Source organism: Clostridium rhizosphaerae, assembly GCF_016765585.1.
Lineage (GTDB): Bacteria > Bacillota > Clostridia > Clostridiales > Clostridiaceae > Clostridium_AT > Clostridium_AT rhizosphaerae.
Window position 1 is genome coordinate 462,883 of record NZ_JAESWC010000001.1, and the last position, 14,521, is coordinate 477,403.

At 34.8% G+C, this 14,521-nt stretch carries 11 protein-coding genes, 1 pseudogene and 1 riboswitch; of the genes and pseudogenes, 2 read left to right on the forward strand and 10 right to left on the reverse strand.

Annotation, left to right across the window (positions count from 1 at the left end; translation table 11 throughout):
* Positions 1-67: 67 nt before the first annotated feature.
* The 4 genes and pseudogenes from JK636_RS02330 to JK636_RS02345 all read right to left on the reverse strand — a co-directional run.
* Entirely contained in the window at positions 68-1,066 is a 999-nt protein-coding gene (locus JK636_RS02330) for an ABC transporter permease (protein ID WP_202747221.1), read from the reverse strand.
* A gap of 114 nt (positions 1,067-1,180) precedes the next feature.
* Positions 1,181-2,896, reverse strand: a complete 1,716-nt coding sequence (locus JK636_RS02335) for an ABC transporter substrate-binding protein (RefSeq protein WP_202747222.1) — start codon at positions 2,894-2,896, stop codon at positions 1,181-1,183.
* An 84-nt stretch (positions 2,897-2,980) separates the two neighbouring features.
* Positions 2,981-3,997 carry a LacI family DNA-binding transcriptional regulator gene (locus tag JK636_RS02340; RefSeq protein ID WP_202747223.1) on the reverse strand — a complete coding sequence of 339 codons (1,017 nt, stop codon included), beginning with the start codon at positions 3,995-3,997 and terminating at the stop codon, positions 2,981-2,983.
* A gap of 439 nt (positions 3,998-4,436) precedes the next feature.
* Positions 4,437-4,745: pseudogene (locus JK636_RS02345) on the reverse strand (glycine radical domain-containing protein); the annotation flags it as partial.
* 375 nt (positions 4,746-5,120) lie between these two features.
* Between JK636_RS02345 and JK636_RS02350 the strand changes: the two are divergent.
* Complete coding sequence (locus JK636_RS02350; protein WP_202747224.1) at positions 5,121-6,071, forward strand: TRM11 family SAM-dependent methyltransferase; 951 nt, start codon at positions 5,121-5,123, stop codon at positions 6,069-6,071.
* 137 nt (positions 6,072-6,208) lie between these two features.
* Here JK636_RS02350 and JK636_RS02355 read toward each other — a convergent pair whose 3' ends face one another.
* The 3 genes from JK636_RS02355 to JK636_RS02365 all read right to left on the reverse strand — a co-directional run bounded on the left by JK636_RS02355 (position 6,209) and on the right by JK636_RS02365 (position 9,104).
* Positions 6,209-6,760: a manganese efflux pump MntP gene (locus JK636_RS02355; RefSeq protein ID WP_202747225.1), complete on the reverse strand. Its 552-nt coding sequence runs from the start codon at positions 6,758-6,760 to the stop codon at positions 6,209-6,211.
* Positions 6,761-6,910: 150 nt separating this feature from the next.
* Positions 6,911-7,327: an acyl-CoA thioesterase gene (locus tag JK636_RS02360; RefSeq protein ID WP_202747226.1), complete on the reverse strand. Its 417-nt coding sequence runs from the start codon at positions 7,325-7,327 to the stop codon at positions 6,911-6,913.
* A gap of 19 nt (positions 7,328-7,346) precedes the next feature.
* Complete coding sequence (locus JK636_RS02365; RefSeq protein WP_202747227.1) at positions 7,347-9,104, reverse strand: bifunctional 3'-5' exonuclease/DNA polymerase; 1,758 nt, start codon at positions 9,102-9,104, stop codon at positions 7,347-7,349.
* A gap of 895 nt (positions 9,105-9,999) precedes the next feature.
* On the opposite strand from JK636_RS02365, the gene JK636_RS02370 reads away from it, so the two are divergent.
* On the forward strand, positions 10,000-10,458 hold the full coding sequence (locus JK636_RS02370; protein ID WP_021655937.1) for a spore coat protein: 459 nt from the start codon (positions 10,000-10,002) through the stop codon (positions 10,456-10,458).
* Between the two features lie 62 nt (positions 10,459-10,520).
* Here the strand turns inward: JK636_RS02370 and JK636_RS02375 are convergent, their stop codons facing one another.
* The 3 genes from JK636_RS02375 to JK636_RS02385 all read right to left on the reverse strand — a co-directional run bounded on the left by JK636_RS02375 (position 10,521) and on the right by JK636_RS02385 (position 14,521).
* Positions 10,521-11,375 (reverse strand): YitT family protein, encoded by an 855-nt coding sequence (locus tag JK636_RS02375; protein WP_202747228.1) that lies wholly within the window; start codon positions 11,373-11,375, stop codon positions 10,521-10,523.
* Between the two features lie 192 nt (positions 11,376-11,567).
* Positions 11,568-11,743, reverse strand: a riboswitch (cobalamin riboswitch).
* Positions 11,744-11,789: 46 nt separating this feature from the next.
* Positions 11,790-13,220, reverse strand: a complete 1,431-nt coding sequence (gene purB / locus JK636_RS02380; protein WP_202747229.1) for an adenylosuccinate lyase — start codon at positions 13,218-13,220, stop codon at positions 11,790-11,792.
* Positions 13,221-13,234: 14 nt separating this feature from the next.
* Positions 13,235-14,521 (reverse strand): adenylosuccinate synthase, encoded by a 1,287-nt coding sequence (locus JK636_RS02385; RefSeq protein ID WP_202747230.1) that lies wholly within the window; start codon positions 14,519-14,521, stop codon positions 13,235-13,237.

Here is a 14,521-nt window from a genome sequence, read left to right on the forward strand (position 1 = left end):
TAAAGATTACTCGCTCCCGCTCGCTAATTGCTCGTAAAAGTCCATTTAGGACTTTTACCTCCCTTCATTAGTTCTTACCTGCACCCTGTCTTCTAATTCTAGGATCTAAGAAGGTTATACTTATATCAGCAAGAAAATTGGCAGTAAGCATTAATACTGTAGTCATTAAGAGTATTCCCTGCATTAGAGGATAATCCCTTCGATTAATGGCATTTACCATAACCTTTCCCAGACCAGGGTAATTGAAAACCTGCTCTATAATTAGTGAACCTCCTAGTAGGAACCCTATCTGCATTGCAAGAGATGTAACAACGGGCAGAAGCGCATTTTTAGCACCATAGCCGAACATTATTTTTCTATCTGGCACGCCTTTGGCAATTCCCATAACGATATAATCTTCACCAAGTTGATTAATCATGTTAGCTCTCATGCCCATGATTCCACCAAGTCCAGTAATAAGAATTGAAAGTACCGGCAGAAAAGCATGGTAAGCAACGTCCTTTATATATTCAAAACTATTTTGCGGTGTAAATAAGGGAGTAACTGCATAGCTTCTAGGAAATATGCCCGTAAATCCAAGGGCAAAGCTTAAAACAATGGCGACAACCACAGAAGGAATATTGGCCAGTATTTGTCCACCTACAGTTAAGGTTGTATCCATTCTGCGTCCACGTCTCCAGGCAGCAAGAATACCAAGAAGTGTATTTATTATAAATCCGAGAATCATTGCTGTTCCCATAAGGAACACTGTCCATCTTAGTCCACGTTGAACTGAATCTAAAACTGTTTGAGGATAATAGGTAAAAGAAACTCCCCAATCACCTTTAAATATACTAATAATATAATGAAAGAAACTTAAGAGAAGTGGCTCTTTTTGATTGTAACCAAACAATTTCTCTATAGCAGCAATGGTACTAGCATCTATTTTCCCTCCTGATTGATAAAGGGTTGATATATACATTTGAACAGGATTACCCGGCATCATACGAGGGAGAAAAAAGTTCAGAGACACCGCTCCAAAAAAAGCTACTAAATAAAAACCTAATCTTTTTAAAATATACTTCATCACTTTCCTCCAGCTCCCGGTCAACTACCTTCTAACGCTCAATTGACCGTTGTTTGTAATAAAGTGTGGCATGAAAGCCATGCCACACCTTTGTAAAAATATATTCATATTGCCTTATTTCTTTTCTACTGGTCTTAAATCCATAAGCTGTAAAAGTTTTGAGTCGTGGTTGCAGTTTGCAGGGTTGAACTTTGGATTTTCCTTTGTTGCCCAGCCAGTAAATCTGCTGTCGTTGTAAACAAACCAGTTACCATTGTGAAGTATTGGAATATTAATCATGTTTTGTGCAAAGAACTGTTCAACTTTGCTAGTTATTTCTTTTAACTCTGCGTCAGATGCACTTGGCATTTTAGCAATTAAGTCGCTCATTTCCTTGTTAACATAGTTATTTTGGCAAGTTGACCACCAAGTTGAAGTTAGAACTCTGGAGGAATCGCCGATTGTATCAAAGTAGTACTTCCATATATCTGGTGAACTTCCATAAGCGGTATAAAGAACGTCATGGTTTCCTGTTTTCCAAGTTTCAGTAACTAGAGAAAGGTCAAGAGCTTTTGCTTTAGCATTTATGCCTGCTTTTTGAAGTCCTTGTGCAGCTATTGCAGCACCATCATTCCAGTCACTCCAGCCTGCAGGTGATATGATTTCAAAAGCAATCTTTGATCCATCTGGATTTTCTACAAATCCGTCACCGTTTGTATCTTTAAAGCCTGCTTTAGCAAGTAATGCTTTGGCTCCATCTATATCAAACTTAGTGTACTTAGCCATTTCAGCTTGTGCTGTAGCATCCTTATATCCGAATAAAGCTGGTGGTAATCCTGTATTTGTAGGAATTTCTTTTGAAAGATATCCATAAACTGCTGAGTCAATTATAGTACTTCTGTCAACTGCCATGGACATAGCTCTCTTGAAGTCTGCATTGTTGAAAGCCTTAAGGTTATCCTTGTTTTTTGTCATATAGTTGAAGGAAATACGTACGGAGTCATTCATTCCATACCAGAACTTGCGGTGTGAATCTCCTTGTACATAGTTCTTTTCAGCATCTGGTATAAATAAGTGAGCCCAGTCAATAGTTCCACCTTGAAGTAATGCTAGACCAGCATCATTTCCATTGTACTGAGGAATTCTAAGCTCATCAACAAAGAGCTTATCTTTTTGCCAGTAGTTTGGGTTTCTATCTAAAACAACCATTTCTGATGCAAAAGACTTAACTACTGAGAATGCACCTGTAACAACAGGATCCTGTAATACATAAGTGGCAGGGTCAGTTACTTTTGCAAAAATATGTTCTGGTACTATCCATTTTTGGAAGAACACTGAGTTTCTAGCAAAACGATTAGCAACCTTCATAATAATTTGTACAGTGTAATCGTCTACAATTTTAACAGATTCAATTTTTCCTTTTTCTCCCCAGTCACCGTTTCTATCGATTTCAGGGTGATCCTTTGAATAAGTGAAGGAGAAGGCAACATCTTTAGCAGTAAGGTCTTGACCATCACTCCACTTTACGCCTTTTCTTACCTTTACAGTAAGTGTTTTGTTGTCTGGCTCTGATGTAATGCTTTCAGCAAGCCACATATGTTCCTTGTTATTGTTGTAGCTGTCGAAAACAACTAGCGGCTCATACATGAAGCCTTGTTCAAATTGATAAACGTTAGTAACAAATGGGTTGAAGTTTCTCACCCAACCGTCATTCATTTCCATAAGCGAAGTAAGAACAGCAGGTTCTTTTTTAGTGTCTGTATTAGTATTGTTTGGCTTTGTCTTGCTGCTGCATCCAGCTAAAGAAGCTGTTAAAGCAATAGCAATCAAAATTGAAATAGCTTTTTTCATAGATATACCCCCTTTTTATTTTAAAACCTTGCGGTTTTAATACAAATAATAATCATAACCTTTCCTAATGCATGAATGTTTAAATCAATAATTTTTTAGTTGTCCTACTGACTCACCCGTTAAAAGCTGTCCTTTTACCATAATTGTCTCCGGCAAAGTTGTTTTTGGTTTTTCAATATGACTTATCAATTTTTCTGCTGATTTTTGACCAAGTGCCTCCGTATCTTGTTTATATGTAGTCAGTTCTGGACTTAGTACCTTTGAAAGAAGTATTCCATCATAACCAGCCACAGAAATATCCTTAGTAATACTTAATCCTCTTTCATGTATCATATTGATACCTCCTATAGCCGAAAAGTCGTCAGGAAATATTATACATGTCGGCCTGTCTGAAAGATCTAGCAGCTCTTTTGTTATTTTCGCAGTCGCATCAGCTCTATGATATATTCCTTGTCTTACATACTCCTCAGGGATATTTAGCCCATACTCCTCTATAGTTCTATAAAAACTTATAAGACGACTTTGTGTAACAGATGTAGACTCTCCATGAATAAAAGCAATTTTTCTATGTCCCTGGCTGTAAATATATGAAACAAGATCATGAATTCCTAATATATTATCAGAAATAATAGCGGATCTATTATTAAATTTATGATCTAAAGTTACAACAGGAAGCTCACTGCTTACCAATTGCATTACTGCTGGTGAATTAAAATCTACACAGGCAATGAAAATCCCATCAACCCCTCTGTATCTGCAATGCTCTAAGTAATTCATCTTTTTATCGCCAATATTATTATTTATAAAAGTTACATCATATCCTCTTTTTTCTACACCCACCTTAAAGGATTCTAATATTCCTGAAAAATAATCATGGGTAAGCCCGCTATGCGTACCGTCATTAAAAAGCACGCCGATATTATTGGATTTATTTGTTTTTAACGTTCTTGCTACAGAGTTAGGAAAATACCCCAGCTCTTCTGCAGCCTTTAATACTTTTTCTTTTGTATCTTTACTTATATCACTATAACCATTTAAAGCTTTGCTCACAGTAGCAGTAGATACACCGCAGCGACTAGCTACGTCCCTTATAGAAATCATTTTTCTCAACTCTCCTAAGTGCAGATTTACTAAATCGATTTAGTAAGATACTAAAAAAATATTGTTTACTTGTCTTTTTCTTTATTAATGTAAATGTAACTTCAACTCTCTTGATAAACTCTACAATTAAACAACATTATAATTGTAAGATTATACTAATGAACATTTATGTTTTTCTTAATCTCTTAGGAGCTCAAATCAAATTTACATATATTCACTATATCTTACTATCCATAATCTAAATTTATGATAGTATGAACACAATTTTTCTTAAACGTTTTCGAAATATTTGTAAGTTTGTATATTTTAATATAAAATAATCCAGTTGTTCTCAATAAAGCACCTGTTAAACATATTCATACAAAAATAAAAAATACAGGGTTTTAATCTACTAAACCCTGTATTTTGAGTATAACTTTCTATTTTAAATTTTATAAAACTACATGTTCTCATGGAAAGTTCTATTAATAACTTCTAACTGCTGATTCTTTGTAAGTCTATTAAAGTTAACTGCATATCCACTTACTCTGATTGTTAGAGTCGGGTACTTTTCAGGGTGTTCAACAGCATCCATTAAAGTTTCCCTCTTTAGAACATTAACATTTAAGTGATGTCCACCTTGTCCAAAATATCCGTCTAATATGGAAACTAAATTATTTACTCTATCTTCACTTGCGACAGTTGTGCCTTCATTTTTTACTGCATCTTTATGTACTGCTGTTATTTCTAAATGTGAACCTTCTTCATCTTCAGTTAATTGAAACTTTGGTTCATATCCCTTTTCCATTAATCCTTTTACTAACTCTAAATTTTCGTTTACTTCTTCTACAAGCATTTTCATATCCATCTTCATCCATCCTTTCAGTAATAACGATTAGTAGATACATATTAATTATCTTTTCATATTAATAATAGCTTACTATTTAATATTTGTAAATAATCATCATAACTTCCAAGGAAATATTAATAAACTTTTTATTAATATTCATAAGACTTCTAGTAACTTAATATGGTTAGGAGTAAACTAAACTTATAATTGAGTTTTTTTCCAAGCAATATGATTTAAAGAGGCATAATAATTGATAATTGTTATGGACCTATGAGAAATACAGGAGGAAAAGTTATGCTCCAATCAACACTCTCAGAGGATAATGAGCTTTACTTTTATACTATAAAATACAAACTTTTTGAAGAAAGTCTTTGCAAAGCAGAAATGAGGTATCTTTTTAACACTGTTACTGATAATAAATTCTTTTTCTCAAGGACTTATATAAGTCCATCTCGAAGCGCTTTTTTAAAGCAATGCATATCAGTAATATATAAAGCTAATAGTTTAGATAATATAGTACAGCAAATCCTTCATAATAATTTATCTTATGAAAAATTTAAAGTATGCTATATCAACCATGAAGATAACAACATCCCTTTTGAAGAAAGAAAAAAAACAGAATATCTAATTGGCTATAATATCAATGGCTTTGCTGATGTGCACAATCCTGAAGTGCTTTTAGGAATAACTAAGATTGATAATATGTGGATTTTCGGCGAGCTTGAAAATAATAATTCCGCCTGGAAGGAACATAACAATAAACCCTACTCTTACTGCAATGCACTGGATGTCAGACTTGCCAGAAGCTTAGCAAATATAGCAGCTTCAAATGATCTGAATTCAAAGTTAGTAGACCCCTGCTGCGGAATAGGTACAGTTGTTATTGAGGCTCTCTCGATGGGTTTGAATATTAAAGGCTATGAACTAAACAAATATATAGCAGAAAATGCAAATAAAAATCTTGAATTTTTTAATTATGAAACTGTTATAGAAAATAAGGACATGCATACCTTAACAGAAAGGTTCGATTGTGCAATTGTTGATCTACCCTATGGACTCTTCAGTGCTACAACTTTAAACGACCAGCTATCCATAATGAAAACTACCCGCAGAATAGCTGATAGAGCAATCTTTATTACCCTTGAGGATATGGAAGCTCATATTAAAGACTGCGGCTTTACCTTAGTAGATAAGTTCTGTGCTGCAAAAGGCACCTTTAAAAGAATTATCAATATTTGTGCATAAATAAAATATGGGTTGGTGAAAAACAGCTTAAACCTACCGCGTGTTATTTGAATTCTATGAAACTTTCGCTTCGCAGATATTTCTACGTATTCAAATAACACGCTAAGTTTAGCTGTTTTTCACCTACCCCTTATCTTTTAACCAAATAACTGTGATATACCCATTATTATCATTAGAAAGCCGGCAATTATGTTGGCCTTTCTGCCGATTTTAAGCTTAGTAAAAAATTTAATGCCATAGTTTCCTAAAAAGAATATTAAAAAGCTAATTACAAAGTAAGGCATGGACACCATAAAGGCATCATATCCAACGAGTCCTGAGCTTATAGAGCTTGGAACATCATCAAGAGCTAAAACCAATCCTACGAGAAAGGCTTCTTTATATCCAATGACTTTTATGCTGTTTATTTTACCTTCATCCTCTGAATCATGAAAGGCTTCATATATCATTCTAATTCCCATTCCTGCAAGAAGAAGCATGCTGATAATAGCTGCAGTGTCGTCTCCAATATATTTTGATACTATAACTCCTGTAAGTGAAGAAACAAAAGAAACAGCGAAGGCCAAGAAGGAAATAAGCATATTTTTTGAAAGCTGTACTCTAACCCCGGCTATACTATAAGCTATTCCTATTCCTATGTTATCAATACTATTGATAAAAGCTATGAAGAATAAGTATATAAGCTTCATATAATCTACCCTCCCCCTATTATTAAGATAATCTGAAAAACTAAAGTTCTTCAGATACTTAAATAATTAAGTACACTTATTTTTCCGGGGTATAATCTTTTGGTACATTATATGAAGCTTATTTATTTTGGTTCGTTACTCCATAAAATATTACTTAAGTCTTTCAAACCTTTCCCATAAATCAGTATTGTATCTCTTTAAGTTCACTATTTTAAAGCTTCTGCTGTCTACAAAGGTCTGAATAGTTTTACCTTTTGAAATTAGTCTTCCATCCTCAACTCTTATAACCTTGTATTCCAAAACAACCTTAACAGGACTTAGCTCCTGAAGCGAAGTTTCTATAATAAGCTCATCGGCATATTTAGCTCCCTCAATATATCTGCACTGGGTTTCTACAAGCGGCATCATAATACCCCTATCTTCAATTTCTTTATAGGAAATTCCTGCACCAAGTATAAAATCTTCTCTTGCTGCTTCAAAGTAAACATAATAATTTGAATGATGTACTATTCCCATCTGATCAGTTTCAGCGTATCTAACCTTTAATTCTGTTGTACTTTTATACATTTTAAAGCCTTCTTTCAATCTATTTTTCTGCCCAAGAATCTGCTATAGTTGTCTCTGCTATAACAGGTACCTGTTTTAAATAATATTCTCCTGCCTTCTCCATTGCAGCTTTAAGCTTAAGAGCTGCTTCCTCAGCTAAATTCTCTGGTACTTCGAGTAGTATTTCATCGTGAACTGTACAAACAATATGACCTTTTAATTCTCTAGCTGCGGGCACAAGCATTCCTAAAGCCTTCTTTGCAATATCAGCAGCAGTACCTTGAACGGGAGTATTTAGAAGGGTTGTTATTGCAGCTTCACCTTCAAAAGTGCAGCGTCTTCCTGCTAAGGTTCTTACTTCAGTTATATCCGAAGCCCTCTTCATTCTTATGTGCCAATTTGCTATTCCTTTATAGGCATCAAAAAATCTTTCTCTAAATATTTCAGCCTGCTCTAAAGTCATATCAACTCCATAAACAGTTTTGGCATATCCCTGAAGTCCCTTTGCACCCATAGCATATATGAGCCCAAAGTTAATAGCTTTTGCAGACTGTCTCTCAGCCTTTGTTACATCCTTTATGTCTTTATTAGCAACCAAAGCTGCGGTCAACGAATGTAAGTCTTCACCACTTTTATAGGCCTCTATCATAGTCTTATCCTGCGCAATTTCTGCTGCTACTCTAAGCTCAATTTGTGAGTAATCTGCGATAATAAATTTGTATCCATCCTCAGGCACAAAGCATTCCCTAAATTCTTTTCCTCTTGGAATCTGCTGAACATTTGGCTCTCCGCAGGAAAACCTGCCGGAGCCTGCACCTATCTGCCTGTAGCTTGAGTGAATTCTTCCAGTTGTTTTGTTTATATATTGAGCCATAGGAATTAAAAAGCCTTGAAGAGCCTTTGATACTCTTCTATAATCTATAAGCTGCTTTATAACTTCATGCTTATCTTTATATTCCACGAGCTCTGCATGAGAGGTTGTATTTAACTGTATACCCTTTTTAGCTAAAGCTTTTATAACATGGGATTGGCTGTCTAAATTTATATCTACACTGGTTTCTTCACCAAACATACTAGTCTGCATGCCTTGCGAGCCAAGCTCTGCATTCAGCTTTGTTCTAAGCTCTTTTAGCTGAGCATCATATTTTTCAAAAAGCTTATTCCATTTTTCCTTATGAAGCTTTATTCCGCTAAGCTCCATATCAGCAACAGCAAATACACAATCAAATTCTAACTTGCAAATCTCAATAAGCCTGTATCTTTTTATTTCTTCAATAAGCTTTTCTCTCAAAGGAAGCAGTATAACCGCATCCTTTGCAGCATATTCTATCTGCTCTTTTCTAAGAGCTCCTGTAAAATCACTCTTTTGCTCTTCCTTTGGAAGATTTATATCTAAATAATAAGCTGCCAAAGCACCAAGCCCGTGTCTTTGAAGCTTTCTGTCTCCAATAATCTGTGAAGCAAGCATAGTATCAAAGATAGCCCCGCTGAATTTAAAGCCATTAGCTGTAAGAAACTCCACATCAAATTTAGCGTTTTGAAACACCTTAACACTTGACGAGTCAAACACATTTTTTAGCTTATAAAGCACATCTTCTTTCAGCTTAAACATATCAATAACAACTGCCGGCTTATCTGTACAGGCTATTTGCAATAATCTTATTCTATCATTTATAGGATCAAGACCTGTTGTTTCTGTGTCAACACCAAGGACTTTTGCTTCTCTTATATAGCTTAATACTTCATCAAGCTTTTCTTCATTCTCTACATATATGTAATCCAAGTTATTTATATCCATTAAATCACCTTTAGTTTAAGTAATATTTATTATCAATTATATCACTTTTATATTAATTAAACCATTTAATAAAATTGTGAACTAAAATGTCCGCAGGCTGTGGCGTAAAGACCTTAGAGCCTTGTGTAGAAAATAATATTTTACTTTATGATTCCTTTGCGTATGTTCTAAGGCTTGCAATACCGAAAGGCTAAGAGCCTCTATAAATTCGCTTTGACTTCTTGTTACTTTAATAGCTGCAGGCTTTAAAAAATCTTTAGTAAACTTAAAATACTTTTAGCTTGCTCAGAGAAGAGGCCCTAAGCTTTTCAGCATTACTTCGCCAAGAACATGGGCAAAGTTATCAATCAAATTAAAATATTATTTTCTACACCTACTCTCGGTCTTTACACCCAGCATATGTAGCTTTTATACGCAATTATAATTATCTATCTATACCATTTACTCAATGATTGTTTTTATAATTAAAATTTAGGTCCTTATTAAAAGCTAGTAATGGCATTTTTATCATTCATATATTTAAACATAAACCTATAAAAATATTTAAATATTTACTGCAGTCATGCTGGTTTGCAGTTGATTTGCTTTCTACAATATCAAAGAACATACTTATATTAACACTATTATTAGACAGCGCCAAACTTTTTAATGTTCAAACTATATATAATGCAAAAGTATTCTAGGCTTGCTTTAAAGATAGCAAAAGTTAAAGCGAATTCCTAGAGGCTCTTAGTTTTATGGCTTCACGAACCTTAGAACAGTAGCAAAGTAATCACTAGGATTATATATTATTTTCCACGCAAAGCCCTGCGGCAATTTATTTGGCAATATACTTATATTATTTATATATTTTACTAATACTATATCCGATATATTAACGAAAGGGGACGTCACTATGCCTTTAACAAACAAAGAAAAGACTTTGATAGAAGACAACTTAAATGCTGAATATCTATGTATAAGAAAGTATGAGCAGTACTCTGCAATGGCTTCTGACCAAAAGATAAAACAGGTGTTTACTGATCTTGCGAGCAAAGAACATCAGCATGCCCAAACTCTTAAAAACATGTTAAGCAGCAATGGAGAAAACACATATAATATGTTTGAAAGCTATGTAAAACCTCAAGGTGATTTGTCCAATATGCAGCCAAACCTTGGGATAACAGATGCACAACTTTTGAATGATGCACTGTCAACTGAAAAGCATGTATCCGGATCATACAACACTGCAGTATTAGAGTCTGTTGATCCTCAAATTAGAAAACAGCTTCAGCACATTCAGCAGGAAGAACAGGGGCATGCTGAAACCTTGTTCAAAGAAATGCAGTCTAGAGGCTGGTATAACCCCTCCTAATCAAAAAAGGAAGTGCCGCAAAACACCTTGTAAGTTTAAGTGTTTTGCGGCACCCTCTGCTCTTATAAGGCCGGTCTTGGAAATCCATTGCCTTGAACATCTACAGTTTCTATAATTGATACCATTGCAGAAGCATCAATCTGCTGAATTATACTTCTGACTTTATTTATCTGGTTTTCAAGAACTGCACAATAAATAATCTTTCTTTGAATTCCAGTGTAGGCACCTTCTCCATATAGATAGGTAGTTCCCCTTCCCAACTGAGTCATTATAGCCTTTGAAACCGCCTCTTCTTCTGAAGTTATAACCATAAGTATCTGTTTTTTATTAAAGGAATTGATAACTTTATTTATAACAATGGACTTAATATACATTAAAATCAAGGTATATACTGTGATAGTCAAACTTGATACAAAAATACCGCATCCCACTATTATGCTGTTTATCATAAAATACAAGGTAGACATTTCTGTACCTTTATTTCTTCTGATAATAACCGCTATTATATCTGTTCCTCCCTGAGAAGCTCCGATCCTGAAGATTATACCCATTCCAATGCCGCTTACTACTGCGCCAAGCAAAGTGGATATAAATATATCCTCAACCTTTAGAAAACTAAAGACATTTTTCGTTAATACTAAAAATAAAGACATAGATATCATTCCAATGAAGCTGTAAAAAATAAATTCCTTGTTTACAAGCTTATAGCCTATGATGAATATTGGCAAATTAATAATAAATACCCAATAGCCTGATGGAATATTAAAAACATACTGAAGAAGTATTCCTATCCCAGCTGCACCTCCGCTCAATAATCTATGGGGTACTATAAAAGCATTGATTGCTATTGAATAGATTAAGCTTCCAAGTAAAATAATAGTGATTTTTTTAAACCTTTGATAGTTATCTTTAAACATTGTTCTCCTCCAAATCATTGTTTTGAAATATAACTACCCCCGCTTAGCATAAAATTAGATTCAAGCTATCCTCCTTTTGCAAGACTAAATAAAAAGGTACCTCCTTTAACGGAGATACCTTGTAATTACATAATTGCACGACAAAAATACTGTTTTATTATCAATGCACATCTGTTTAAACTTCCCTCCGAAGTTTTACATACAGTACTAGGCAGGTCTCCTGACTCACGGCTTATAACCTCTGCCATCCTTCCCAGACAAGTCCAGTGGAATTAGCTTCGTTGCCGTCTACAGTAGCGGGGGCTGTAATGGATTTTCACCACTTTCCCTATTATCCCTTTTAGGGCACCTAAACTGTTTATATTCAGTTTCATTATTATTATAATACAATTCTTTTGTTATAGCACTACTTTTTTAAACATTTATAGAAACACTAACGTTTAATAAATCTCTATTTTTCTCAAGGACTGGTTTTATTATATCATTTATAAAATCTTCCACCTGTCCTGGTGCTCTCCCAATAAAATTCTCTGCTTCCATAATTGAAAGAATCTCTTCTCTGCTCATAGAAAAAGCATCATCAGCTATTATTCTATCAAGAAGATCATTACTTAAACCCTGTTCTTTTACCCTTTTAGCAGCCTCCATAGAATGAACCCTTATCCTTTCATGAAGCTCCTGTCTGTCTCCGCCTTGCTTAACTGCTTCCATTAAGATATTTTCAGTTGCCATAAAAGGAAGTTCGTTATTAACATGTGCTGCTATTACTTTCTCATATACAACAAGATTGCTTGCTACGTTTATATAAAGATTTAAAACTCCATCTAAAACTAAAAATGCTTCTGCCACAGAAAGTCTCTTATTTGCCGAATCATCCAGAGTTCTTTCAAACCACTGAGTAGATGCAGTTATAGCAGGATTTAAGGCATTAACTATTACATGTCTTGCCAAAGCACTTATTCTTTCAGACCTCATTGGATTTCTCTTATAAGCCATAGCTGAGGAACCTATCTGATTTTTTTCAAAAGGCTCTTCTACCTCCTTCATGCTTTGAAGAAGTCTTAAGTCATTACTGAATTTATAAGCACTTTGAGCAATTTCAGATAATGTATTTAAAACTATAGAGTCAACCTTTCTAGGATAGGTCTGCCCTGTTACCGCATAGCTTTCCTTAAAGCCCATTTTTTCTGTAACAAACTTATCAAGCTGCTTTATTTTATTTTCATCTCCATCAAATAACTCCATGAAGCTTGCCTGTGTTCCTGTAGTTCCCTTAACTCCTCTAAATCTCAGCGTTTCTATAACGTAATCTAAGTTTTCAAGATCAAGTACTAAGTCCTGCATCCATAGAGTTGCTCTTTTGCCTACTGTAGTCAGCTGTGCAGGCTGAAAATGAGTAAACCCTAAAGTTGGAACACTCTTATACTTTAATGCAAAGGCAGCTAAAGCGTTTATTGTATTAATTAATTTTTTTCTGATAAGAAGAAGACCTTCCTTCATTATTATTAAATCCGTATTGTCTCCTACATAACAGCTTGTAGCCCCAAGGTGTATTATTCCTTTAGCCTTAGGGCACTGAACTCCGTAAGCATAAACATGGCTCATAACATCATGCCTTGTTTCTTTTTCCCTCTGCTCAGCTGTTTCATAGTTTATGTTGTCTACATTAGCCTTTAATTCTTCAAGCTGTTCTTCCGTAATATTGAGTCCAAGCTCTTTTTCACCCTCAGCTAAAGCCACCCAAAGCTTTCTCCAAGTTTTAAACTTCATTTCCTCAGAAAACAAATAAGACATTTCCTTTGAAGCATACCTGCTGTTTAAAGGTGTACTATATAAATCTCTCATTATAACAGCCTCCATTATATTTCATGAACCACTATAGTTTGATCTCTTCTTGGTCCTACTGAAACTATTCCTATTTGCACTCCAGTGAATTCTTCTATCTTCTTTAGGTACTTCTTTGCATTTTCAGGAAGTTCCTCATAGATTCTTGCATCTGCAACGCTATCGTCCCAGCCGTCGAACTCTTCATAAACAGGCTCACACTTTGCTAAATCTTCAAGGCTTGCTGGGAAGTAATCAATAACTTTATCTTCAAACTTATAACCTGTGCAGACTTTTAACTTATCAAGTCCTGCTAAAGTATCAATCTTTGTTACTACAAGACTTGTAAGTCCTGAAACTCTAGCTGAAGTCTTAAGTATAACAAGGTCAAGCCATCCGCAGCGTCTTGCTCTACCTGTTGTAACGCCGAACTCTTTTCCTTTTTCTCTTATCCATTCACCTGTTGCATCTTCAAGCTCTGTTGGAAATGGTCCTTTACCTACTCTTGTTGTATAAGCTTTTGCAATACCTACAGCACCGGTTATCATTGTAGGTCCTATGCCTGCTCCGGCAGAAGCACCGCCTGCAATAGTATTTGAGGAAGTTACATAAGGATAAGTTCCATAATCTATATCAAGAAGCATACCTTGTGCTCCTTCAAATAAAACCTTACTGTTATTTTTAATCTCATCATATACTCTTACAGAAGCATCCTGAACAAATGGTCTTAATCTTTCGCCATATGCTATGTATTCATTATAAATCTCGTCAAAGTTTAAAGGTTCTTCTTCATAAACCTTAGTTATAATTTCATTTTTAAGTCTTATATTCTCTTGGAGCTTTTCTTTAAAAACTTCTTTATGCATAAGATCGCAGACTCTAATCCCGCTTCTTTCTGCCTTATCTGTATAGCATGGTCCAATACCTTTTCCTGTTGTTCCTATATCATTTTTGCCTCTTGCCTTTTCCTTTAACTTATCTAAAAGCTTATGATAAGGCATAATAAGCTGTGCTCTATCGCTTACTATTAATTTCTCAGGAGTTATTTTAACGCCCAAATCTTCCAAATACCCTACTTCTTCAAAGAAAGCTTTAGGATCTAGCACTACACCGTTACCTATTACATTAAGTTTATCTTCATACAATACTCCTGAAGGAATCAAGTGAAGCTTATATTGCTTATCACCAACCTCAACAGTATGCCCTGCATTGTTTCCGCCTTGAAATCTTACAACTACATTAGCTTCTTCAGCAAGAAAATCTGTCATCTTGCCCTTTCCTTCATCTCCCCATTGTGCTCCTAAAACTACGAATGCTGACAT

Coding starts and splice junctions, on each gene's coding strand:
- JK636_RS02385 (WP_202747230.1), bottom strand. CDS start 14,521: ATGTCAGCATTCGTAGTTTTAGGAGCACAATGGGGAGATGAAGGAAAG.
- JK636_RS02335 (WP_202747222.1), bottom strand. CDS start 2,896: ATGAAAAAAGCTATTTCAATTTTGATTGCTATTGCTTTAACAGCTTCT.
- JK636_RS02365 (WP_202747227.1), bottom strand. CDS start 9,104: ATGGATATAAATAACTTGGATTACATATATGTAGAGAATGAAGAAAAG.
- JK636_RS02355 (WP_202747225.1), bottom strand. CDS start 6,760: ATGAAGCTTATATACTTATTCTTCATAGCTTTTATCAATAGTATTGAT.
- JK636_RS02370 (WP_021655937.1), top strand. CDS start 10,000: ATGCCTTTAACAAACAAAGAAAAGACTTTGATAGAAGACAACTTAAAT.
- JK636_RS02340 (WP_202747223.1), bottom strand. CDS start 3,997: ATGATTTCTATAAGGGACGTAGCTAGTCGCTGCGGTGTATCTACTGCT.
- purB (WP_202747229.1), bottom strand. CDS start 13,220: ATGAGAGATTTATATAGTACACCTTTAAACAGCAGGTATGCTTCAAAG.
- JK636_RS02330 (WP_202747221.1), bottom strand. CDS start 1,066: ATGAAGTATATTTTAAAAAGATTAGGTTTTTATTTAGTAGCTTTTTTT.
- JK636_RS02375 (WP_202747228.1), bottom strand. CDS start 11,375: ATGTTTAAAGATAACTATCAAAGGTTTAAAAAAATCACTATTATTTTA.
- JK636_RS02360 (WP_202747226.1), bottom strand. CDS start 7,327: ATGTATAAAAGTACAACAGAATTAAAGGTTAGATACGCTGAAACTGAT.
- JK636_RS02350 (WP_202747224.1), top strand. CDS start 5,121: ATGCTCCAATCAACACTCTCAGAGGATAATGAGCTTTACTTTTATACT.